Here is a 23,098-nt window from a genome sequence, read left to right as displayed (position 1 = left end):
GCCTATAGAAAAATAGATACTCTTCTATTGCAGCTTTGCTTAAAAGCAACTACACTTATTTTTGGTATTTAGAATAAAGTTGCAAAGGAGCATCAATATGCCTCGTTCACTTTGGCTTTTAGTTATCGGAATGGCAGTAAACGTTACTGGTTCTTCCTTACTCTGGCCTTTAAATAGTATTTACATTCATGAGCATTTAGGGAAGACACTAACGGTTGCAGGTTTTATCCTTATGCTCAATTCTGGAGCAAGTGTGATCGGTAATTTAATCGGAGGCATTCTTTACGATAAGTTAGGTGGGTATCTATCTATATTATTAGGTATCACGCTAACTACCTTCTCTTTACTAGGCCTTACTCTTTTTCATAATTGGGGTGCTTACTGTACCTTTTTCACTTTATCTGGGTTTGGATCAGGTATTATTTATCCTAGCATGTATGCAATGGCGGGAAATGTTTGGCCTGAAGGGGGAAGAAAATCCTTCAATAGTATTTATGTTGCACAAAACGTTGGTGTGGCACTTGGATCAGCCATCGGCGGTTTCATCGCCTCACACTCGTTTCAATTAATCTTCTTGTCAAACACCCTAATGTATGGGGTATTTTTCCTTATCGCTTTCTTCAGTTATAAAGACATTCAAGTAAAAGCGGATATCCTTCCGTCTTCAAATGTGAAAGTACCTAAAAGAAAAGGAAAGCACTTATTAAAAGGAATCCCGGCTATGTATTCGCTTGGCATTTTAGGATTTGGTTATTTATTATGCTGGATCTGCTATGTCCAATGGCAAACCACTATCTCTACTCATACGCAAGAGTTAGGTATTCCTTTAACGCAATATAGTTTATTATGGGCAGTTAATGGTGGACTCATTGTGTTCGGCCAACCATTAATTTCTTTTTTCACAAAAAAAATATGTACTTCAATAAAGAAACAAATGCTTATCGGGATCGGTATTTTTATTCTTTCCTTCCTTATTGTTGGAAAAGCAGAATTGTTTACTGGCTTTCTTGTGGCAATGATCATTTTAACTATTGGTGAAATGCTTATTTGGCCAGCTGTACCAACGATTGCTGATAAATTAGCTCCTAAAGGAAAAGAAGGCTTTTTCCAAGGAATCGTGAACAGTACGGCAACGGGAGGGAGAATGATTGGACCTCTTCTTGGAGGAATGCTTGTCGATAGTAGTGGTATGACATTGCTCGTACCTGTTTTAGTGGTCTTACTTGTCATTAGCTTACTTACTGCATTTTTCTATGATTATCCAACGAAAGAAGCTGCTAAATTAGCTCCTAAAACAAATTAATATGAATGTCCCAACTGATACAACGGCTGGGACATTCTTTTTGCCATAGTTATTCTTGTCTTGTTTTTGATTTAGCTGGTTGACCACCAGATTGCTCATACTTTTTCTTGGCTGCTTTTACTAAATCAACATCTTTCCCCAATTCTAAATCCTGATTGTTGATGCCATTGCGTGTTTTTTGTTCAGGATTATTTTGCTTTGAACGTTTATCCATATTTTAGGATCCTCCTTAATGCAATCTTAATGTCATTTGATTTTGCATTTGCTCCACAAGCAACCTCATTCGATGCAACTCTTCTCGTTGCTGTTGATTTGCACTCTGATCCATCGTGTGCAATTCATTATAGATAGTTTCTAACTGCATTTGAGCATCTGTATATTCCGTTTCATTATAATGTTCTTGACGTCTTCCTGCTTCATATTGCTGTTCTGCATAATTAATAACTTCATTACATCTTTGTAATAATTCACTCATAGAATCGCGTGTAGCCAAATAATAACCCTCCCAACAATCGTTTCAAGTTAGAAGCAGATTGCTTCAACAATAGTATCTGTTTATTCCTTGCAACTATGACTTCCTTTTCTTAACTAATCTTGAAATTCTGTTGGATAAAGACAATAGTCATGTTAAAATTCATAGGTGGAATTAATGAAATTAAACAAAAAAAGAATCTAAATTATTGAGGAGGTTACACTGATATGAATCAGAATAACCCATTCCCATATGCTTCTGATAATAAAAGATACCATACTTGGAATTATCATCTTCGTAACGAGTTTGGACACAAAGTTTTCAAAATTGCATTAGATGGAGGATTTGATTGCCCAAACAGAGACGGTACGGTCGCTCATGGCGGCTGCACCTTTTGCAGTGCAGCTGGTTCGGGAGATTTTGCCGGCAATCGTGCTGACAGCCTAGAGCAACAATTCCATGATATAAAAAATAAGATGCATACGAAATGGAAAGACGGAAAATATATGGCCTATTTCCAAGCCTATACAAATACACACGCACCAGTAGATGTATTACGTGAAAAATACGAAGTAGTTCTTAAACAGGAAAACGTCGTTGGTCTTTCGATTGCAACTCGTCCAGATTGCTTACCAGATGACGTTGTCGAGTATCTGGCGGAACTAAATGAACGTACTTATTTATGGGTTGAACTTGGTCTTCAGACAGTCCATGAAAAAACAGCAACACTTATTAATCGAGCACATGATTTTCAAACATATGTCGAAGGCGTTAATAAGCTCAGAAAACATAACATTCGTATTTGCTCCCATATTATTAATGGACTGCCAATGGAAACAAATGAAATGATGATGGAAACAGCTAAAAGCGTCAGTGAATTAGATGTACAGGGAATAAAGATTCACTTACTACATCTATTAAAAGGCACTCCAATGGTAAAGCAATATGAAAAAGGCATGCTTGAATTTTTAACCCTTGATCAATATATATCATTAGTTTGTGATCAGTTAGAAATTTTACCACCAGACATGATTATTCATCGCATTACAGGTGATGGACCAATTGAATTGATGGTTGGGCCAATGTGGAGTGTTAATAAATGGGAAGTATTAAATAAAATTGATGCAGAATTAAAAAGCCGCAATAGTTGGCAAGGAAAATATTATCAGGCAAATAAGAAGGTGACACAATGAAGCTAGACAGAGTCATTCCATTTGCCCATCAATTATTAGGAAAAGCTGTTTCGAACGGAGAAATTGCGATCGATGCTACAATGGGAAATGGACATGATACCGTTTTTTTAGCAACTCTTGTGGGTGATAATGGGAAAGTATTTAGCTTTGATATCCAAAAGGATGCTTTACATGCCACAAAAGAAAAACTCACGAGTCAAAAACTACAAGATATTGTATCTCTTCATTTGTGTGGACATGAACATATTATTGAAACTGTCCCTTCCACTTATCATGGGAAGGTTTCAGGAGCTATTTTCAACTTAGGCTACTTGCCTGGTGGAGATAAATCTATTGTAACAAAAGCGGAAACAACCATTGCCGCCATTGAACAGCTATTACAAATCCTGTCTAAAGAAGGAGTTATTGTATTAGTTATTTATCACGGGCATCCAGAAGGTGCTATCGAACGGGATAAGCTTATAGCGTATATGGAAAATATTGATCAGCAAAAAGCCCATGTGCTACGCTACCAATTTATAAATGGGATTAATAATCCACCTTTTATTATCGCGATTGAAAAAAGATGAATTTCACCATACTTATCAAACAGGGCAGAAATTACATGCCTTGTTTGATAATGATTTTATTCTGTGTTGGATCATATCTCTTTATTCTAAAATATATCCCTTATTCTATTCCTTTCTAAAAATAAATTCCCCTTCCGTAAAACAAAAAATTAGACAAACTATCCTTGAAAAAGGTGTTTGCCTAATCTAACTAAGCTTCATTTATTTACTTAACGCTCTTAATGCACTTGCAGGAACTACCTTCTGGAACTTTCTATAGGCTCTTCCATTTAAATAGAAAAAATAACCTATAGGTCCAGAAGTTCTAATCATATTTTTGGCAAGTTTACGTATATTTCGTTGCTTATATACCTTTTCATCGGATAAATACACGCCTAATAATCCTCTATTAATCAATTTATGAAATTTTTGATGAGGAAGTTTATTCGTATGTCGATCTGCTTCTGTTACAAAATGTTTTAAACGATTAAATAGTTCTTCTTCATTTTCATAATAAAAGCAAAAATTCAAATCCCCGCCTATTTTATCTTCTTCTTGATCAATAAAATAGTCTAACAGAATATGAAGTCCTTGAATATATGGAAAATAACCATCTCGAATTAAAGCTGGATAAGAATCATCAAAATCATCACGAAAGGCATATGAAACCAAACAGAATATCCCTAATGTAGAACCAGAGCAAGCAGAAAATTCATACCACTCCATTTTCGGTACGTGATTTTTATTTTTCTCAAACCAAAACTTCAATCTAGGAATGCGCTCTTCCATAATCACATGTTTATGTATCTGTAAATCACAATAATATCGGCATAGTTCCAGGAGCTGTTCTTTAATACTGCTATAATTCTCTAACTTATTCAGTGTATCCCTACATGTTTTGGCAAGATCATATAAGTAACCCCCATCATCTTGGTCCTCGCGATAACGATAGTAGTTACTTGGCTCAGCCCCTACTGTTAAAGCATGCTCCATTGATTCATGCAAAGCGGAAAAATCTTTCGGATCAAGAGATGTGCTTCGATCACAGAGATTATCTAAATAATCACTTATCGTTTGGTAGGCTACAATAAATTTAATTACTTCTTTGTATTTGCTCATGGCAATTAGAGCCATGATAGAGCCACCTTCACAATGAAATGTTTTACTCTCAATACTAGCTAATGCTTGCTTTCTTAATTCTGAATTGGGAATGTTCTGTGCTCTTTGTGTCCAGTAATTTAATTCCTGATGTACGACTGGAAAAACTTTCAAGTAAACTTTAGACATTAATGTTAGTGGCATCTTTGGAACTGACATTTAAAAAACCTCACTTATACGATATAACCAATTGCTTTCAATTGACTATTGATAAAATCCTTCGTGTATTCAAACACTTCTTCTCTGTCTGGTTCATTAAAAATTTCATGATAAAACTCAGGCCATTCTTTATATCTCTTTTCAGATAATGGTACCATATTGAACCAGGTCTTTACCATTTTTTTATCTACTACTAAATCTCCACCGCCTTGCATAAGCAGTAGTGGCAAGTCCTGTGTTTTGGCTATATCTTCAAAAGCATTCTTTGTTGCAACAACCAATTCTCGATACCATCTGATTGACACTTTTGTTATGTATAAAGTATCATTCGAATCAATTTCTCGTACTTCTGCATTACGAGTTGCGACATCAACCGTTAAACCCGAGTTAACTCTAACCCTTGGTGCTACTTTATTTAAAAGAAGAGATATTAAACTCATCATCCTTGAAGGATATTTTACTAACCCTAAGCAAGGAGAGGATAAAATAAGCCCGGCAATTTTTAATTTTTCCTGCTGGAGAAGTCTAATAGATGCAAGCCCTCCCATACTATGCCCTAATAAAAAAATAGGCAAATCAAATTGATATGCTGCTTGGATCCAATCTTTAATTTCTATCGTATATTCACTAAACGAATCAATATGACCTCGATCAGCTCTAGTTGTCATTCCCTGTCCTGGAAGATCTCCCATTACAACATGAAAACCAGCTAATCGAAACATTTCAATAAGCCAGCCATATCTTCCATGGTGCTCCATTGCTCCATGAACAATAACGATGACAGCCTTCGCGTTTCCCTCAGCTTCCCATTTCCACATAAAAGCTCCTCCATCCCATTTATCAAGTCCATGTTGGTTTTCTGACCCTTTTTAAACAAAACATCAAATTATTAAGGAAAAATAAAGATTTGTCCTGTAAATTAATCATTAAATACGAGTAGACGAAGATTAGCTTTTTTATTATTATCTAAAATTACTTCAATTATAGCAAATATTTCGGAAATGTATCTATTGAAGCAAACCTAACCATATCATAAAAAATCATGTTATACTGTGAATTAGGTTTCGTTTGTCGAATTATAGGGAAAGAGAAGAACTGTTTCATTATCGATAACAGAAAGTTGACCATAAGGATTATGAAAATTTTGTTACAACTTTTATATTCCCTAAAGGAATTTTTCTTTAAACCGATAAAATTTAATATAGAAATAATTAGGTGAGAAAAGATGGAAACAAATACAATATTAATAACTTCATTGATTACTTTGTTTTTCTTATTATATTTATTAGTAAGAAAAAAATTAAATACTATTGTTAAAAGTATCTATTTATTTACGATATTCGCTATGATTGCTGTTAGTTTTTTACTTATTAATAGAAATGACTTTGAAGCAATCGTCCATGCAAAAGAGGTTGCTACGCAAAATACACGAAAAGCACTCTTATCAGTAAAAGAGGAAACAAATTTATTAAAGGAATCTGTTTTGTTAGATGCTCCCATTATTAATCAGTTACCCGATCTCCCAAGAGGCTGCGAAGTAACTAGTCTTGCGATGCTGCTTCAATATGCAGATATTGATGTCGATAAAATGACACTGGCAAAGCAAATAAAGAAGGACACTACTCCATATAGTAGAGAAAACGGCAAAATCTATTATGGAAATCCTAATGATGGATTTATCGGGGATATGTACTCCTTAAGTGGTCCTGGGTTAGGTGTCTATCATAAACCTATTGCTGCATTAGCTGAAAAATACCTACCAGGTTCCATCATTGATTTTACCGGATCTGATTTTGAAGAAATAAAAAATCATTTATCGAACAATCGTCCTGTTTGGGTGATTACTAATTCAACATTCAAAAAATTACCAGATAGTGAATTCCGCACTTGGCATACTCCAAGTGGAACGGTAAAGATTACTTATTCTGAGCATTCTGTACTTATTACAGGCTATGATGAAACATATATTTACTTTAATGATCCACTTACTGGAGAAAAAAATAAAAAAGCACCCATCACGGATTTTGAAGAATCCTGGGTGCAAATGGGAAGTCAAGCAATTACGATTAATTCTTAATTGCTACCTTGCCCTCTTTTAAATATTCCTTTTCGAAGGAATATTTTTTTTCGATATAAACACTATGCCATACCATAAACATTAAGACTGTCCATATTTTACGGCTATTATCTGCTTTACCTTGACAATGATCCTCTAATAACTGTAGTACAACTGATTTATTTAATAAGTGATCTGTGTCACTCTCTTTTATAATATTTTTCGCCCATTCATTCATTTCATCTTTTAACCAGTGACGAATCGGAACAGGGAACCCTAGTTTTTTACGGTTTAATACATGTTCTGGAACAAAAGACTCTGCTGCTTTACGTAAAATATATTTAGTTGTACCATTTGCAGTTTTAAGAGAAGTTGGAATTTTAGACGCAACTTTAAATACCTCTTTATCTAAAAATGGAACACGTAATTCTAAGGAATGCGCCATCGTCATCTTATCTGCTTTTAGTAAAATATCTCCTCGCATCCAAGTGTGGATATCAATAAATTGCATGCGATCAACAGGATCATAGCCTCTGCTTTCATCATATAGAGGTGTAGTTATATCTCTATAATGCAAACCCTTGTTATAGACAGAAAGTAATTTTTCTTTTTCTAACTCAGAGAACATTTTCGCATTTCCAATATATCTTTCTTCCATCGGCGTGACTCCACGCTCGATAAAACTTTTTCCTTTTACTCCTTCTGGAAGAATATTAGCTACAGCACTCAATAATTTTTTCCCAACATTCGGAATCTTATTAAATACTTCTAAAGATTGTGGTTCACGATAAATATTATATCCACCAAATAATTCATCTGCACCTTCTCCAGAAAGAACAACTGTAACATGTTTTCTAGCTTCGCGTGCAACAAAATATAGTGGTACACATGCTGGATCTGCTAAAGGATCATCCATATGCCACATAATTCTCGGAATTTCGTTCATGTACTCTTGAGGAGAAATAACATAGCTTATGTTTTCAAGCCCTAATTTATCAGCTGTTTCTTTTGCAACATCAATTTCACTAAATCCATTATGTTCAAAACCAACAGAAAATGTTTTAATGCTAGGATGGAATTCCTTGGCAATACTCGCAATAATCGATGAATCGATTCCACCTGACAGGAAGGATCCAACAGGAACATCACTTCTCATATGCATTTTCACACTATCGAAAAGTACATCTTTAATTTCTTTTGCATACTCGTCCTCTTGTTTAACAACAGGCTTAAAAGATGCTCTCCAATAACGTTTAATGTCCATTGGTTTTCCGATTTTCTTTGTAAAATAATGGCCTGGCTCTAGTTTTTTAATTCCCTCTGACATCGTATAAGGCTCTGGTACAAATTGATATGTTAAATAATGTTGCAGAGAACTATAGTTAATAACATCACTTTCTAAAGCCAATGCAATGCTTTTCTTCTCGGAAGCAAAATATGTTTTCTCTCCATCTTCTAAATAGAAAAATGGTTTAATTCCAAATGGGTCACGAGCTCCATATAATGTCTCTTCCTGTTTATCCCAAATAATAAAAGAAAACATACCACGAAGTTTTTCTACCGCTTTTTCCTTTTCATGACTATATAAAGCAATAATTACTTCGGTATCAGAATTTGTTTGGAAGGTTAATCCTGCCTTTACTAACTCTTCTCTAATTTCTAAATAGTTATATACTTCTCCGTTAAAGATTATCCAATAACGTTCATTTTCATATGTTAAAGGCTGATGCCCACTTTCAATGTCTATAATACTTAATCGACGAAAACCAAATTGAATATGGCTATCATAATAATATCCTTCATCGTCAGGACCTCTATGTGTTATAACACGATTCATTCCTGCAAATAGTTCTTTTTGTTCTTCTTGAAAGTTTTGTGCTTTTTCATGTACACAGCCAACAAAACCACACATATTGCTCTCACCTTCTCCATTTCTTTTCCTAGATGTATTAGGACATCTATAACCAACTCATTGGCCTAATCATTGAACCATAATTAAATTTTTACTATACTCCTAAATAGAAAATATGTTAATAGGTAATAAGTTTCATAAAATCTTCACTTAGTCTTCTATTTTAACATAAAAAAATGCAAATTTATAATTAGTTATTAGCATTTCAATCCTACATTTTCATTACATGCGAAAACTCTAGTCCATCATCAAGTATTAGACGAAAAAAAAAGAAAGAAGTTACACTTTCCGGTAACTTCTTTCTTTTAAAATTAAACTTTTTTGTACAGTTTGTTTATCAATAAAAATTTCTAAGCTTCTACCGCTTTTTTTATCAACTCTGCTCTATCTGTACGCTCCCATGGTAAATCAATATCAGTACGGCCAAAATGCCCGTAAGCAGCTGTTTGTCTGTATATTGGTTTACGAAGATCAAGCATGTTAATAATGCCAGCTGGACGAAGATCAAAGTTTTCCCGTACAGCTTCTACTAGTTTGTCTTCTGAAACAATTCCTGTTCCAAAAGTATCAACAGAAATAGATACTGGCTGTGCTACTCCTATTGCATAAGCTAATTGCACTTCAACTTTATCAGCTAATCCTGCCGCTACGATATTCTTTGCTACATAACGCGCTGCATATGCTGCAGAACGATCCACTTTTGTAGGATCCTTACCAGAAAATGCTCCGCCACCATGTCGTGCATATCCACCATATGTATCAACGATGATTTTACGACCAGTTAATCCCGCGTCTCCTTGTGGACCTCCAATAACAAAGCGTCCTGTTGGGTTGATAAAATATTTTGTGTTTTCATCAATTAATTCAGCTGGCACAACAGGCTTAATTACATATTCTTTAATATTTCGTTGAATCTGCTCTAAAGTCACTTCTGGGTGATGTTGTGTGCTTATTACGATTGTATCAACGCGAACTGGTTTATTATTTTCATCATATTCGACTGTTACTTGTGTTTTTCCATCTGGACGTAGATAAGGCAAGATTTCTTCTTTTCTAGCCTCTGCTAGTCTTCTAGATAGTTTATGTGCTAATGAAATTGGTAATGGCATTAATTCCTTTGTTTCATTACATGCAAATCCGAACATTAAGCCTTGATCTCCAGCACCGATTGCCTCTATTTCTTCATCCGTCATCTTACCTTCACGAGCTTCTAGAGCCTGGTCTACCCCTAATGCGATATCAGCGGATTGCTCATCAATAGAAGTTAATACTGCACTAGTTTCTGCATCAAAGCCATACTTCGCACGTGTATATCCAATTTCTTTAATTGTCTCACGAACAATTTTCGGAATATCTACATACGTAGAAGTAGTTATTTCACCTGCAACGAGTACTAGACCTGTTGTTACAGAAGTTTCAGCAGCAACTCTTGCATTAGCATCTTTAGCCAATATAGCGTCCAAAATAGCATCTGAAATTTGATCACAAATTTTATCTGGGTGACCTTCAGTTACCGATTCAGAAGTAAACAAGCGACGTTTTGTTGACATCTGATTTCCTCCTTATTTTAGAAAAAAGTAGAGCGAGGTTTCTTCCTACACTCCTTAACCTTATCTTGATACGGTACTCATTCCCTAGATAGTATGAAGTAAAAATGGCGTTTTTATCCGAAGTCAATTCCGTGCTTTATTATATGTAAAACCGAAAAAATGTTTATAAATATAATATATGTAACGAAGATTATCGTTTCTAATAAAAACACACATCTAAAAATATACATTTTTATAAAAGATAATTAATTCATTTTACACAAAAAACCTTTTCAATAGTGAAAAGGCTCCTAGTAAAATCAATTCGCACCTTTCACTCTTATCGTTCAAGGAATATTTCCTTGCTTCAGGTTAGCACCTTTCCTAAGAGAATGTCCGTTCCATCTCATGTAAACATAAAATGGTTCAGTAATTTTCTTCACATAGTAGGTTGCTGGGTTTCATCGGGCCAGTCCCTCCACCAGCTCAGGATAAGAGAGTATCCGTTCAAGGTAAAATGATAGCTCAATCTATCAATGCATGTCAATCATTTTTCACTTTCTTGAATTAATTTGTTGAATTTAATGCAATAAGTTTATAAGTAATCGATGTCTTGTCATTTTCCCATTCTAATTTTTCTATAGTCGCAATCCCAGATACTTCCGCTTCTTTTGTTCTTCTTACCTCTAATGGGATATTCATCGGATATAAACGATAGTTTTCTTTTTCTAAAAGAAATAAGTTCTCTTCTAACCTTATTTCTTTCCCTTTTGTTACAATCATTGTATTTAACTCTAACGGCATGCCCATTTCACATTCCCCTTCTCTTACTCTTTTCTTTTATTTTACCATCTTTTCCGTTTGTTTTTTCATCCAGCTAGACAAAGAGGTGACAACTTTTCGATTTGTTGCTGGAGGAAAGTAATGAGTAAACGCCGGAAAATACCATGTTTCTACTTCTTTTCCAAGTTGCTTTAATTTTTCTTCTAACCGAAGACTATGATCAACGGAAACATTTTTATCTAATTGGCCATGAATAATAAGAGTAGGGGCATTTATTTGTTCCAATTGATAAAGTGGCGTTCGTTCTTCATATCTATCTGGATACTTAGAAGGAGTTCCACCTATTACTCTTTTCATCATTCGGCGTAAATCCTCGCGCTCCTCGTAGGTTAAGAACATGTCACTGACGCCGCCCCATGTTACAATTGATTTTACAGGACAATAAATCCCTACAAATAAAGCCATTACCCCTCCTCTTGAAAAACCAAAAACATGGACATCGTTCACATTTGGCAAATTCTTCAGCAATGTAAATGCTCCTATAGCATCGTACTTATCTTCTCCTGCAAAATCTTCATTGCCATCACCACCCTGGTTCCCCCGGTAAAACGGGGCAAAAACGACAAAGCCCTCAGATGCAAATTGGATGATTCTCCCTGGACGAACTTTCCCGACATTTTTAATGCCTCCCCTTAAATAAAGAAAGCCATCATAATTATTCCCATCATTAGGAGTAGCAAGCATCCCTTTGACTCGTAATCCATTAACATAATAAGTAACCAAAAACAAATCAATGGAAGGATTAGGAGAGGGAAATCGCATTTTCTCTATTATATCACCGTTCTGCATATCAAATTCTCCTTTGCCTTTTTTCCTATATTACCCCTTCTTTTCTTTTAATAATTCATTTTGAATATAAGTCAGACAATATTTAATGACATCATCCTTCATAATAAAACTAAAAGACTCATGCCAGCGCAGTTTTATTATATCTCCAGTAATTAAAACCGGACCATCTGTCTCTAGGTAATCATCTTTCTCATTCAATTGATTTATTTTTGCAAAAAAAACATCTTTCACAAAGGGTTTTTCTCCAAAGACCTGATAGGCTGCTATCCAATGTAGCCTATCAATGATTCCTCCTGTTTCCTCCATGACTTCTCTATAGGCTGTTTGAGTAGTCGTTTCGCTTATTTCTCTTTTCCCACCTGGAAACTCTAATCCACGGACCTTATGATTTGTTAATAACCATTGATTCTTATATTGACAGATAACCAATACATGTTTAGCTTCTTGGTTCCATTCAATTTTTTTTAAAGAAAGTTTCACTAAATTTTTGTTCTGATCATAAAATATTTCCATACCTTCTCCATTATTATGTATTATTAATATAGGTAGCTTGCATACTAAAGCGAAATAACATGCTTTTTCAAGCTCATTTTTTGATGGCTATTATTATCATAGCAAAGACTACCAATAAAACTGGAGTTTTTTCCTCTAAAATAGGGTATATTTTTTATAAAGGATGTTTTCGTAAAATTTGCTGCTATTACTTGCAATCAGAATACACTTTACTTTCCATGGGGCTACGCTTAAGCTTCCTTATATATCACTTCTCAAGTGTCTCGCTAATCCCCGTGGCGTCTAGGTATTCAGGCTGTTCCGTATTATCTATAAGTTTTTTTAAAAAATCTCCTTATATAAATAGTAAACTCATATGCCGTTTTTTTCGTACAGGAGATTAAAAATTCCAACGATATTAGTTATTCTTTAACATAATGTTCACATAATAGCTAGCAATAATAAGATGTTATCATATATAATACGGGTAAATAAAACGGTTACATTTTAAGATAGACTGAACTAGGAGGATAAAATGATGAAAATTATAGATGAACTATATAACTTATATAAAAATAAATTAACTGGTGACGAAGAAGATATCGATATGCTTGCCTTTGCTTTTTTAGAAGAAATGAGTAGAGAAGATTTATTACATATCATTCAGGAATTAAATGAACAAGAATTATATGATTTAATGGGTCTTTATTTAATCGAAAGCTTAAAAGGAAAGTTTGCAAGTGAAGATTACAGAAAGCCTAATAACCCAATTTTCCCCCACCGAAATTTACATTAGTTTTTTTCTCAATATAAAAAAGGCTGCTTGAGAATAATGCCCCTCCCATTAGGAAATCAAGTTCTCAAACAGCCTTTTTATTATCGATTTGTTAAATAATCAAATAAATTTTTGCCAATCAATGTAGCAGATACGAGTACAAATAATATTTTTACATAATTAGAGCCTTTTGCAATGGCAACTCTAGAGCCAATATATGCCCCTAAAATCATCGCAACTCCCATTACTATTCCATATAAATAATACACAGAATCATAACATAAAAAAACAATCAGTGCTGTCAGATTACTTCCAAAGTTAAGGACTTTCGCATTGCCCGCAGATTCTACAAAATCAAATCCCATAAGGAGAAAAGAAAATAAAAAGAAAGAGCCAGTTCCTCCCCCTAAAAAACCATCATAGAACCCTATTAATGGTACAATAAATTGAGCAAACAAAAGCTTCTTTTTTGTCATTCCATTGTATGTAGAATTTATTCCCCACTCTTTTTTCGTAAGTGTATAAATAGTCACCATGATTAAAGCAACAAGAATTAACGGCTTCAAAGCTTCCGATGGTATTTTTTGCACTACATAAACTCCGATTGCGGAACCAATAATGGAAAGAGGCAAGAGTTTTAATAGCAACTTTTTATCCGTTTTCCCATGTCTTATAAAAGAGATCGAGCTAGTCAATGATCCCATAGTTGAAGCAAGCTTATTTGTTCCTAGTGCAATTTGTGGCGGCAGTCCGGTAAATAAAAGAGCAGGCAATGAAATAAGTCCACCACCTCCCACAACAGAATCAATAAATGCAGCAATAAAACCAGCGCCAATTAAAAAAAGTAGCATTCCAAGATTTATTTCTTCCATAAAAAAATACTCCTTACCCTAACGGCAATTTTCATTTAGGTAGTAGGATACCCTCAAGGCTAATACTTGGGTAGGCATTTTAAAGTTGGCTGTTTTCGTAAAGCTTGTTGCGATTATCCGCAGCCGGAACACACTTCGCTTTCCATGGGGCTAAGCTTATTAAGCCTCCGGGGTCTCAGGCTGTCTCGCTAATCCCCGTGGAGTCTTCGTGTATTCGGGCTGTTCCATTTTTCAACTAATTCTTTTTTTCGATTGAAAAAACAACAATCCTTTAGAAAACAGCCTAAAAGTTAAAAGCAATATCCTATACGTAAAATCGCTTTGTCAATAATCTATTTAGAAGAAGATTCACTTCCCTTATTCACTTTATCACATTAAAGGAAGAAGGAAAATTCTTATTTGAAAAATAAATACAAAATAGTACAAAGTTTTACCCTTTTACCCTATAATTATACAGGATATTTCTTCATGAACATGCAAAATTATACCTAGTCTCTATATATTGCACTTACTATTGCTGTCTTTTAGCACGGGAAAGGAAAAGAATTTCAATGCACATTTATTCAATTGTTTTAAGTGTAATTATTATACTTAATATCATTTTGGCTTTTCTTGTTATCTTTTTTGAAAGAAAAGATCCTATCGCAACATGGGCATGGCTAATGGTACTTACCTTCATCCCTATTCTAGGATTTATTTTATATTTACTTTTCGGCCAAAATTTACGAAACAGAAAATTATTTCAGTGGGATGAGCGAAAAAAGCTTGGGATAGAGCCTATATTAGCTTCCCAACTGTTACAAATAAGCTCCAATCAATTACGAACAACAAATGAAGTCATTCGGAAAAACCAAGACCTCATTTATATGAATTTATTTAACAATGATGCGGTTCTTACAGAAAACAATGCTGTCCAAATATTTACGGATGGTCATCAAAAATTTGATCAATTATTTACGGATATCAAAAATGCCAAAAAGTCGATTCATTTACAATATTATATTCTTAAAAATGATGGAATTGGCTCCGATCTTATCAGCTTACTTGTTGAAAAAGCAAAAGAAGGAGTCGAAGTACGCTTATTATATGATGAGCTTGGTTCTAGAACGTTACGAAAAAAGGTTTTTAAAGAGCTAAGAGCAGCCGGTGGTTTTGTCGAAGTATTTTTCCCAAGTAAATTTCATCTAATTAATTTACGTTTAAATTATCGCAATCACAGAAAGCTTGGAATTATCGACGGCAAAATTGGCTATATTGGTGGCTTCAATGTAGGAGATGAATATTTAGGACTCCATCCTAAATTTGGTTATTGGAGAGATACACACTTACGTATCGTAGGTACTGCCGTATATGCTATTCAAACAAGATTTATTCTTGATTGGAATCAAGCTTCCCATCTTCACGATATTAAATACTCTCCTGAATATTTTCCAGGGAAAATTGATGAAATTATTGGGAATATTGGCATGCAAATCGTTTCAAGCGGACCTGATTCTGAGTGGGAACAAATTAAAAATGGTTATATAAAAATGATTACTTCCGCCAAAGAAAGTGTTTATATTCAAACACCTTATTTTATTCCTGATGCTAGCTTACTCGATACATTAAGAATTGCTGCTCTTTCTGGTGTAGATGTAAAAATTATGATTCCGAATAAACCTGATCATATGTTTGTATACTGGGCTACCTATTCATATATCGGTGAAATGCTAAAAGCAGGAGCGAAAATTTATATATATGAGAATGGATTTATCCATGCAAAAACAATTTTAGTTGATCGAAAAATCGCTTCTGTTGGAACAGCGAATATTGATATGAGAAGCTTTAGGCTGAATTTTGAAGTAAATGCCTTCATTTATAGTGAGCAAATCGCAAATGAGCTTACAGATGATTTCTTAGAAGACATGGAATTATCGACACATTTAACAGCAGACCAATATTCAAAAAGATCGTTATGGATCCGTTTTAAAGAATCCTTTTCCAGACTCCTTAGTCCCCTTTTATAGAGCAATGAAGAGGCCGGGACATCACTAAGTAGATAATAGGTAAAGGCGAACATTCTCTAATTTAGCCCTTAAAAGCCTACTTCCCTATACTGGTTATTTATGAGTTAAGTATAAAAACTATGTTGTTCCATTGCGCTACAGACACTCGCTTTCTGCGGGGAGGAAGCTGAGCCTCCACACGCTGCGGGGTCTCAGCGCGAGCTCCACGGAAAACGAAGTGTATTCAGGCTGCGGGTGATTACCACAAACCTTTTTCACATGAATAAAAAACCCAAACAATGATACGAAATATTTTTACAATCTTCGTATCATTGTTCAGGTTTATCTTCGGCTGGAATACTTATATCCCAGCTTCATTATTTTGCGAATACCTGTTTTAACTCTTCTTTATCTTTACTTAACCAAAAATTCATCAACCTTTTTGCACCTTCTAAATCATGTAGTTTCGCTTGACCACATTGTGTCTCATTAGCAGCTGGAATTTCGGTAATTTCAATCGCTGTTTTCATTGTTGCTTCTAGTAAATCGATAATTTCATCAACAGTTGGTTCCCCACTTACCACTAAATAATAACCAGTTTGGCAACCCATTGGAGAAATATCAATAATATCAAAATGGTTGTATTTTTCTACATGTGCACGTAAGTTAAATGCTAATAAATGCTCTAATGTATGAATAACATCTGGCTTCATCGCTTGCTTATTTGGCTGACAAAAACGAATATCATATTTATTAACTACGCCATCACTACCCACTTTGTGTACACCGCAATGTCTTACGTATGGAGCTTTTACCGCTGTATGATCTAATTCAAAACTTTCAACTGAAGGCATCTAAACATCTCCCTTTTTTTCATGTATCTCTATTATAACTAAAAACCCGAGTAATTTCATCAACTTAATATATATAATTTTTTTCCAGTAACAATTCGTACGTTCCATCCTTAAATCCAGTAAGATTAAGTTGCTTAATAGAGATTGCTTTAAAACCTGTCCTCGTCCATGTTATACTACTTGCAAAAGAAGGAGAGGGAAAAAGTCACATGAAACAAGTTTTTTTATTAATCATTCGTTTTTATCGAAAGGTCATTTCACCATTAAAACCGCCAACTTGCCGTTTTTATCCAACCTGCTCTACTTATGGCTTAGAAGCAATTCAAAGGTTTGGTGCTTTTAAAGGGGGCTATTTAACCATTAAACGAATTCTTAAATGTCACCCTTTTCATCCAGGTGGTTTAGATCCTGTGCCCGATGAATGGCATTGTAGAAACCATAACCATTCGCCTAAAAAAAATAATTAATAACCATCTACCACTAAATCTAACTTGCCAGTCTTTGGATCAATTACTAACCCATGAACTGGAACATCGTTTGGTAATAAAGGATGTTTTTTTATCATATCTACGCTATGAGCAACGCTTTCTGATACAGAATTAAATCCTTTTAACCATTTCTCTAGATTTATTCCTGAATGCTTCAGTGTAGCAAAGGTTTCGTCTGATATACCTCTTTCTTTCATTTTTTCCATCATGCTGTCCGAATGTAGGGCACTCATACCACAGTCATGATGCCCAATCACCACTACTTCATCTGCTTGTAGTTCGTACACTGCCACTAAAATGCTACGCATGATACTTCCAAAAGGATGAACTACCACAGCACCTGCATTTTTTATAATTTTTACGTCTCCATTAGCAAGATTTAATGCCTGGGGTAAAAGTTCTAACAGTCTTGTATCCATACAAGTTAGAATAACCATTTTTTTATTAGGAAATTTGGTTGTAATAAATTTTTCATACTTTTCTTCCCTAACAAATTCTTCATTGTAGACTAAAATATCTTGTAATAGACTCATTTTCAAGCACTCCTTAAATAATTCAATTCATTAAATAATTTCTATTTCCTTTAACAGGGGAGAAAAGATTCTCCTTATTAATAGTAATGAAAAATTGCATAATATACAAATGTGAGACTCCATTACCTCTCAAATACTGGCTTTTCTTTTCATTTGTTCTACGTATGTATTTCCTCCATCCTTCCAATACTAAAGTATAGTGGGGCTCTCATAAGTCTCATTGTGGGTATTAACTCCACATAAAATGGATGGACATCTCCTGAATATTACTTTTAAGAAAAGTACGTACCATTAAAGAACAAAACAACTAAAGAAAAAGGAGTGGTAAACAAATGGCCAAAGATGTACTTTGTGAAGTAAGTAACTGCACTTTTTGGGAAAAAGGAAATCAGTGTGGAGCCGATCAAATTTATGTTGTAAGTAATGCCGGAAAACATGCTGACACTAGCTATGAAACAGATTGTAAAACATTTGAGCCCGAAAACAGCTTGAGCTAAATAGATTTAACCATTAAAAGGAATCCCTAGAAAGAATTCTCAGGGGATTCCTTTTTATCTATTTAATCGAACTAAATCGGCATCAGGGTGATTCCCATTTATTATTAAATCCTTTATAATAGTTGAACCAAAAGCACTATAAACCGTTCCATTCCCACCAAATCCTAAACAATAGTAGAGATTTTTCTTATTTGGATGTTCCCCAATAAAAGGAATCCCATCCTTGGATTCTCCAAAAGTAGCACCATAAACATATTCAGCCTTTAATTGCAAATAGGGAAAATGTTCTTTAATGCGAGCCAACAATCTATCTGCATAAATTTGTAAAATCCTTGGATCTCTTGGTGATTCTATTGTCTCTTCATCTAAACCGCCAGCTATAATTCTTCCGTCAACGGTTGTTCGCATATAAAAGTATGGCCGCTTTGTCTCCCAAATTAGACATCTATCCTTCCAATTACGAAAAGAGGATATAGGATTCGTTATGATTGCAAAGGTTCTGTTTAATTCCGTAGGCATTTCCATTGTAAAGTTATCTAATTGATAACCTGTTGCATAAACGACATGCTTTGCTCGAATAATCGCATCTTCATTATGAAATAACCAATAACCATCTTTGTATTGAGGTTCTGTTACTTCCGTATTTTCAAAAACTTGGACATTGCTTTTCTTTGAAGCCTCTTTCACTAAAGATAGGACCAACTTTAGGGGATTTACTTCCGCATCCCCCATTGTTCGAATGGCGCCATGCTTATTAAGTCCATATAATTTATAAAGCATTTCCTCTTCTAAAAATTCTACTGGAAAATTATATTTTTTCAGTATTTCAAATTCTCTTTGAAGAGATACTATATCAGACTCTGTACTGGCATAATATAAGCTTTGTCTATCTATAAATTGTATATCATCTTGTAAAGATGTTGCAATTTTTTTCAGTTCTTTCATACCATTCAAGCATAGCTGATAAAATCGAACAGCGTCTTTCTCACCGATGCTTTCAGCAAAGGAATGAAGCATTTTATCATTTGAATACTGTAATAAACCAGTATTTGCAGAAGAGCTCCCATTGCCAACACAATTTTTATCCACTAGAATAACATCTAGTGGTTCTTTTGCGAGCTTGTATGTTAACAAAGCTCCCGACATTCCTGCCCCAATGATAAGAACATCACATGAAACTTCTTTATCCAGCTTTGGATAAACTGGTCTATCACTTATCGTTGTTGGCCAATATAATGATCCATGGTATAAGCTCACATTCCTACACTTCTTTCATTAGTTTTTTCTACGTTTAACCTCATTATCCAGTCTAGTGTTTCCTTACAATGAAAAATCCGCTTGCTCCTCTACCCACTTCCTTAATTCTCTTCTGACTATTTTTCCAGAAGCATTACGTGGAACCTCTGTTACAAAAAATATTTTTTTAGGAATTTTATATTTAGCTAAAGAGTTTTCACAATTATTGATAATCTGTTGCTCTGTTAGCATACTTTTTTCTTTTGCTACAAACGCAATCGGAACTTGTCCCCATTTATTATTCGGAATCCCAATCACTGCTGCTTCTCTTATTCCTTCCATGTCTGTAAGTACCGCTTCTACTTCTGCTGGATAAACATTTTCTCCTCCTGAAATAATTAAGTCAGACCGTCTATCTAAGACATAGAGAAAGCCCTCAGAATCTGTATACCCAATGTCACCTGTAAAAAACCATCCATCCTTTAAATGGTTGTCTTTATTTAAATAACCTTTTGAAACATTTGGGCCGCATACAGTAATCTCTCCAACTTCATTTGGTTCTAATGTTTCTCCTGAATGATTAACAATCTTTAATTGAGCAGGGAAAAGTGGCTTTCCTGCTGAACCAATTTTTCTAATACTGTCTTCTGGTGATAACGTGACAATTTGTGAAGAGGTTTCTGTCATCCCATAAGAATAATAAACTGGAATTTCTTTCTTCATGCATCGAGTGAGCAAATCTATTGTGGCAGGTCCTCCACCTAGAAGCATGTACCGGAAATAATCTGGAAATCTGTCACTTGCAACATGCTCTATTCGTTGCAACATTGTAGTAACAACAGATATAATCGTTACTTTTTCTTTCCACAAATCGGCTAGCACTTTTTTTTCATCAAAGGAATCATGCAGGACAATTTTCATACCGTAAATAATACTTCTCATTAAAATAGAATATCCGCTAATATGAAATAATGGGACTGCACATAACCAAGTATCTTTCTCATATAAGCCGGCATTTAATGTATTTCCTACTGCACTCCACCAATGGTTACCGTATGATTGAATGACTCCTTTTGGAAGGCCTGTTGTACCGGATGTATACATAATAGTACAAGTATCATCTAAATGAAGTTGCCTTTTTTCTATCGGTTCTATGTAAGGGTTATCTTCCAATTTTTCTTTATAAAAAATGGAAATAACCAACTCTTCTTCTAACTGGATTGCCTGCTCCTGAAAGTTTTCTTCTGTTATTAGATAACTAGCATTTGCATCCGATAATTGATAAGCCATTTCTTTCACGGTTAAGCGATTGTTAAGCAGGACTGCCTTTGCTCCAATAATTTGCATAGCATATAAATGGAGGACTGTTTCTAAATCATTTTTGACAAGAAATCCTACATAATCCTTGTCTTTTATTCCAAAAGCAGTCAATATTCCAGCATAATGATAGGCTCTTTCATAAAGTTCTTTAAAAGTTAGCCGCTCATTCTTATAAACAATTGCTTCTCTATCTGGCGTTAAACTCGCTCTATTTTTTAAAAAATTAGGAAGTATTTCAGTCATTACTTTTTTTATCCTCTTTTCTATAAACAAAGGTGACACTATTATTAGCATGTCTAAAAATACATTTGCTAAAAACGAGTGTCACCTACTGTTATTTTTTTATAAATGGTACATTAATAACTATTTCCCATAACCGGGAATCCAACTATTAATATCCTCTTCCTAATTAAGGGAAACGAGGGAATTGTCCAAAATCAGGGTTGCGTTTTTCCTTAAAGGAATCTCTTCCTTCTTTTGCTTCATCTGTTGTATAGTACAGTAGTGTTGCATCACCAGCAAACTGCTGAATACCAGCTAATCCATCGGTATCTGCATTAAATGCAGCTTTTAAGAAACGAAGGGCAGTTGGGCTTTTTTCTAGAATTTCTTCACACCATTTAATCGTTTCTTCTTCTACTTTTTCTAATGGTACAACAGTGTTTACTAAGCCCATGTCTAATGCTTCTTGTGCACTGTATTGGCGGCATAAGAACCAAATTTCTCTAGCCTTTTTATGGCCAACGATTCTTGCTAAGTAGCCGGAACCATAACCAGCATCAAAGCTTCCTACCTTTGGACCAGTTTGTCCAAAAATAGCATTATCTGCAGCAATTGTTAAATCGCAGACGATATGAAGAACGTGTCCTCCACCTATTGCATACCCTTTTACCATGGCGATTACAGGCTTAGGAATAACTCTAATTAGACGCTGTAAATCAAGCACGTTTAAGCGAGGAATTTGATCCTCACCAACATATCCACCATGTCCTCTAACTTTTTGATCTCCACCAGAACAGAACGCTTTATCGCCCGCACCAGTTAAAATAATTACGCCCACATCACTGTCATCTCTTGCCATTGCAAATGCATCAATTAATTCACTTACCGTTCTTGGCGTGAAAGCATTATGTACATGGGGTCTATTAATTGTAATCTTGGCAATTCCATTATATGTTTCATAAATAATTTCTTCGTACTGTCTGCCAGCAACCCATTCTACTGTCATTATTTTTCCTCCTTCTAAACAGGGCTGAACATCTATGTCAGCTCCTTAAAAACTCCAATACTATTGTACCAAAAATTTCAGGTTTCTCCACATGAATTGCATGACCTGCATCATTTACATTTAAATGTTGCATTTTTTTATTGCACTTTGCCATTTCTTCCGCAATTCCATCAAACTTTTGATCGAGTTCTCCCGTAATTAAAAGTGCCTTTTTGGGAAACTGGTAAAGTTGAGACCAATAAGAGCTTTGTGCACCTGTCCCCATTCCTCTTAAACTATTAGCTAATCCCATTGGATTATTGACTAATCGTTGATCCCTTATCGCCTGCCTAGCGTCTGGACTCAGCCGTTCCTGGCTTTTGAATAACGGAATCTTCTCCCATTTGTTCACAAAACTTATTATACCCTTTTCAAGGATAGAGTCTCCTAGTTTTTCATCCAGTATTCGTCTTTGTTTTCTCTCCAATTCAGTTCGTAAACCAGGAGAGGCACTTTCAAGTATTAGTTTCTTAACTGTATCAGGATACTCCATGCTATATGCCAAAGCTAACCTTCCACCCATCGAATAGCCTAATAAATGAACAGGAGCTATTTGAAGGTAATCAATTAGTGCTTTTAAATGGGAGACGCTTTCCTCCATTACATACTTTTTTGTTTCTTTCGGTGAATCTGTTTTTCCATGTCCAATAATATCGACTGTTATTACCTTATAATACTTCTTCCATAACGGAATAAACGGAAGCCATGTTCTGCAATCCCCAGTAAACCCATGTAATAATAAAAGGGATTCCCCTTCTCCATCAACGGTTATATGATAGTTTACATCTTTTATTTTGATAAACATACACTTCACCTT

At 34.8% G+C, this 23,098-nt stretch carries 24 protein-coding genes and 1 riboswitch; of the genes, 8 read left to right on the top strand and 16 right to left on the bottom strand.

All coding sequences use genetic code 11. The features are described from left to right. The first annotated feature begins 97 nt into the window (after positions 1 to 97). Positions 98 to 1,303: an MDR family MFS transporter gene (locus NST60_RS17965; protein ID WP_341099642.1), complete on the top strand. Its 1,206-nt coding sequence runs from the start codon at positions 98 to 100 to the stop codon at positions 1,301 to 1,303. 49 nt (positions 1,304 to 1,352) lie between these two features. On the opposite strand, the gene NST60_RS17960 is transcribed toward NST60_RS17965, so the two are convergent. Together NST60_RS17960 and NST60_RS17955 are read right to left on the bottom strand one after the other, a co-directional pair. Beyond that, the gene (locus tag NST60_RS17960; protein ID WP_016202859.1) at positions 1,353 to 1,517 is read right to left on the bottom strand and encodes a hypothetical protein; all 165 of its coding nucleotides are present in this window, start codon (positions 1,515 to 1,517) and stop codon (positions 1,353 to 1,355) included. Positions 1,518 to 1,532: 15 nt separating this feature from the next. Then, positions 1,533 to 1,796 carry a YtzC family protein gene (locus NST60_RS17955; RefSeq protein WP_016202860.1) on the bottom strand — a complete coding sequence of 88 codons (264 nt, stop codon included), beginning with the start codon at positions 1,794 to 1,796 and terminating at the stop codon, positions 1,533 to 1,535. A gap of 206 nt (positions 1,797 to 2,002) precedes the next feature. Between NST60_RS17955 and NST60_RS17950 the strand changes: the two genes are divergently transcribed. Both NST60_RS17950 and NST60_RS17945 read left to right on the top strand, forming a co-directional pair. Beyond that, positions 2,003 to 2,968, top strand: a complete 966-nt coding sequence (locus NST60_RS17950) for a TIGR01212 family radical SAM protein (protein WP_016202861.1) — start codon at positions 2,003 to 2,005, stop codon at positions 2,966 to 2,968. After that, positions 2,965 to 3,537, top strand: a complete 573-nt coding sequence (locus tag NST60_RS17945) for a tRNA (mnm(5)s(2)U34)-methyltransferase (protein ID WP_328019598.1) — start codon at positions 2,965 to 2,967, stop codon at positions 3,535 to 3,537. The genes NST60_RS17950 and NST60_RS17945 overlap by 4 nt, the downstream gene beginning before the upstream one ends. A 201-nt stretch (positions 3,538 to 3,738) precedes the next feature. Here the strand turns inward: NST60_RS17945 and NST60_RS17940 are convergent, their stop codons facing one another. Beyond that, a complete protein-coding gene (locus NST60_RS17940) occupies positions 3,739 to 4,833 on the bottom strand; it encodes a tetraprenyl-beta-curcumene synthase family protein (RefSeq protein ID WP_328019596.1) in 1,095 nt (364 codons plus the stop codon). A gap of 14 nt (positions 4,834 to 4,847) precedes the next feature. Beyond that, positions 4,848 to 5,651, bottom strand: coding sequence for an alpha/beta hydrolase (locus tag NST60_RS17935; RefSeq protein ID WP_016202864.1), 804 nt, complete (start codon positions 5,649 to 5,651; stop codon positions 4,848 to 4,850). Positions 5,652 to 6,058: 407 nt separating this feature from the next. Here NST60_RS17935 and NST60_RS17930 point away from each other — a divergent pair, with 407 nt between their 5' ends. Further along, positions 6,059 to 6,910: a C39 family peptidase gene (locus tag NST60_RS17930; protein ID WP_328019594.1), complete on the top strand. Its 852-nt coding sequence runs from the start codon at positions 6,059 to 6,061 to the stop codon at positions 6,908 to 6,910. Here the strand turns inward: NST60_RS17930 and asnB are convergent. From asnB to ytkD, 5 genes are all read right to left on the bottom strand, one after another. Beyond that, a complete protein-coding gene (asnB, locus tag NST60_RS17925) occupies positions 6,900 to 8,801 on the bottom strand; it encodes an asparagine synthase (glutamine-hydrolyzing) (RefSeq protein WP_169188991.1) in 1,902 nt (633 codons plus the stop codon). The two genes, NST60_RS17930 and asnB, sit on opposite strands and share 11 nt — an antisense overlap. Positions 8,802 to 9,151: 350 nt before the next feature. Continuing rightward, positions 9,152 to 10,351, bottom strand: coding sequence for a methionine adenosyltransferase (gene metK / locus NST60_RS17920; RefSeq protein WP_016202867.1), 1,200 nt, complete (start codon positions 10,349 to 10,351; stop codon positions 9,152 to 9,154). 316 nt (positions 10,352 to 10,667) lie between these two features. Then, positions 10,668 to 10,828: riboswitch (SAM riboswitch) on the bottom strand. Between the two features lie 69 nt (positions 10,829 to 10,897). Beyond that, a complete protein-coding gene (locus tag NST60_RS17915; RefSeq protein ID WP_016202868.1) occupies positions 10,898 to 11,140 on the bottom strand; it encodes a DUF2584 domain-containing protein in 243 nt (80 codons plus the stop codon). 30 nt (positions 11,141 to 11,170) lie between these two features. Next, complete coding sequence (locus NST60_RS17910) at positions 11,171 to 11,962, bottom strand: alpha/beta hydrolase family protein (protein WP_016202869.1); 792 nt, start codon at positions 11,960 to 11,962, stop codon at positions 11,171 to 11,173. A 30-nt stretch (positions 11,963 to 11,992) separates the two neighbouring features. Then, a complete protein-coding gene (gene ytkD, locus NST60_RS17905; protein WP_101730620.1) occupies positions 11,993 to 12,475 on the bottom strand; it encodes an RNA deprotection pyrophosphohydrolase in 483 nt (160 codons plus the stop codon). A 517-nt stretch (positions 12,476 to 12,992) separates the two neighbouring features. Here ytkD and NST60_RS17900 point away from each other — a divergent pair. Next, positions 12,993 to 13,250 (top strand): DUF6154 family protein, encoded by a 258-nt coding sequence (locus NST60_RS17900; RefSeq protein ID WP_016202871.1) that lies wholly within the window; start codon positions 12,993 to 12,995, stop codon positions 13,248 to 13,250. An 80-nt stretch (positions 13,251 to 13,330) separates the two neighbouring features. Here NST60_RS17900 and NST60_RS17895 read toward each other — a convergent pair whose 3' ends face one another. Then, entirely contained in the window at positions 13,331 to 14,101 is a 771-nt protein-coding gene (locus NST60_RS17895) for a sulfite exporter TauE/SafE family protein (protein ID WP_169188992.1), read from the bottom strand. 551 nt (positions 14,102 to 14,652) lie between these two features. Between NST60_RS17895 and cls the strand changes: the two genes are divergently transcribed. Further along, positions 14,653 to 16,107 (top strand): cardiolipin synthase, encoded by a 1,455-nt coding sequence (gene cls, locus NST60_RS17890; protein ID WP_016202873.1) that lies wholly within the window; start codon positions 14,653 to 14,655, stop codon positions 16,105 to 16,107. Between the two features lie 356 nt (positions 16,108 to 16,463). Here the strand turns inward: cls and NST60_RS17885 are convergent, their stop codons facing one another. Next, positions 16,464 to 16,940, bottom strand: a complete 477-nt coding sequence (locus NST60_RS17885) for an S-ribosylhomocysteine lyase (RefSeq protein ID WP_016202874.1) — start codon at positions 16,938 to 16,940, stop codon at positions 16,464 to 16,466. 209 nt (positions 16,941 to 17,149) lie between these two features. Between NST60_RS17885 and yidD the strand changes: the two genes are divergently transcribed. Then, positions 17,150 to 17,407 (top strand): membrane protein insertion efficiency factor YidD, encoded by a 258-nt coding sequence (gene yidD / locus NST60_RS17880; RefSeq protein WP_016202875.1) that lies wholly within the window; start codon positions 17,150 to 17,152, stop codon positions 17,405 to 17,407. On the opposite strand, the gene NST60_RS17875 is transcribed toward yidD, so the two are convergent. Further along, on the bottom strand, positions 17,404 to 17,961 hold the full coding sequence (locus NST60_RS17875; protein WP_016202876.1) for a beta-class carbonic anhydrase: 558 nt from the start codon (positions 17,959 to 17,961) through the stop codon (positions 17,404 to 17,406). The two genes, yidD and NST60_RS17875, sit on opposite strands and share 4 nt — an antisense overlap. Positions 17,962 to 18,293: 332 nt before the next feature. Here NST60_RS17875 and NST60_RS17870 point away from each other — a divergent pair, with 332 nt between their 5' ends. Beyond that, positions 18,294 to 18,458, top strand: coding sequence for a DUF1540 domain-containing protein (locus NST60_RS17870; RefSeq protein WP_016202877.1), 165 nt, complete (start codon positions 18,294 to 18,296; stop codon positions 18,456 to 18,458). 54 nt (positions 18,459 to 18,512) lie between these two features. Here NST60_RS17870 and NST60_RS17865 read toward each other — a convergent pair whose 3' ends face one another. From NST60_RS17865 to menH, 4 genes are all read right to left on the bottom strand, one after another. Beyond that, positions 18,513 to 19,715 carry an NAD(P)/FAD-dependent oxidoreductase gene (locus tag NST60_RS17865; RefSeq protein ID WP_101730619.1) on the bottom strand — a complete coding sequence of 401 codons (1,203 nt, stop codon included), beginning with the start codon at positions 19,713 to 19,715 and terminating at the stop codon, positions 18,513 to 18,515. 63 nt (positions 19,716 to 19,778) lie between these two features. Then, positions 19,779 to 21,257: an o-succinylbenzoate--CoA ligase gene (locus tag NST60_RS17860; protein WP_101730618.1), complete on the bottom strand. Its 1,479-nt coding sequence runs from the start codon at positions 21,255 to 21,257 to the stop codon at positions 19,779 to 19,781. A gap of 166 nt (positions 21,258 to 21,423) precedes the next feature. Further along, entirely contained in the window at positions 21,424 to 22,242 is an 819-nt protein-coding gene (gene menB, locus NST60_RS17855; RefSeq protein ID WP_016202880.1) for a 1,4-dihydroxy-2-naphthoyl-CoA synthase, read from the bottom strand. A 37-nt stretch (positions 22,243 to 22,279) separates the two neighbouring features. Beyond that, the gene (menH, locus tag NST60_RS17850; protein WP_101730617.1) at positions 22,280 to 23,086 is read right to left on the bottom strand and encodes a 2-succinyl-6-hydroxy-2,4-cyclohexadiene-1-carboxylate synthase; all 807 of its coding nucleotides are present in this window, start codon (positions 23,084 to 23,086) and stop codon (positions 22,280 to 22,282) included. Positions 23,087 to 23,098 lie beyond the last annotated feature (12 nt).

Source organism: Niallia sp. FSL W8-1348 (genome assembly GCF_038006745.1).
Lineage (GTDB): Bacteria > Bacillota > Bacilli > Bacillales > Cytobacillaceae > Niallia > Niallia alba.
The sequence above is the reverse complement of the archived record's forward strand: the minus strand, read 5'-3'. Positions and strand labels throughout refer to the sequence as shown.